Origin of the sequence: Arthrobacter sp. 18067, from assembly GCF_902706295.1 — a bacterium.
GTDB lineage: Bacteria > Actinomycetota > Actinomycetes > Actinomycetales > Micrococcaceae > Arthrobacter.
Genome location: NZ_CACSJJ010000111.1, coordinates 1 through 395 on the forward strand (window position 1 = coordinate 1; position 395 = coordinate 395).

A 395-nucleotide genomic window follows, 5' to 3' on the forward strand; every position below is an offset into this window, starting at 1 on the left:
GTCCTCGTTCTCCGCCAGCGCGCCGAACAGCGCCCGGTCTTTGGCGTAGACGGCGATCGGGTCGCTGGCTTCGAACATCTCGTGCACCGCCTGCGCGTCGAGGATCCCGTCCTGGTATTGATACGGCAGCGTTCCCTTATGCCACTGCTCCATAAAGACGAAGAACAGCGCCGGGAGCATCGCCGTCGCCTCCGGACGCGCACCGCGCTGATAGCACTCCTGCAGGGTCGGAGCGATCATCGCCGGGATTTTTGAGAAGCCGTCCGCCGCCACCCGCTGATTGGTGTCCTGGATGTAGGGGTTGGTAAAGCGCTTGAGCACCACGTCGCGATAGGTCGCGAGGTCAATACCGTTATCGCCGAGGCACGGGATCACGTCTTCGGTGACGTAGCGAT

1 pseudogene is annotated in these 395 nt (G+C 62.8%); it reads right to left on the reverse strand.

The features are described 5' to 3' along the window. Window positions 1-395: pseudogene (locus GVL04_RS24325) on the reverse strand (hypothetical protein); the annotation flags it as partial.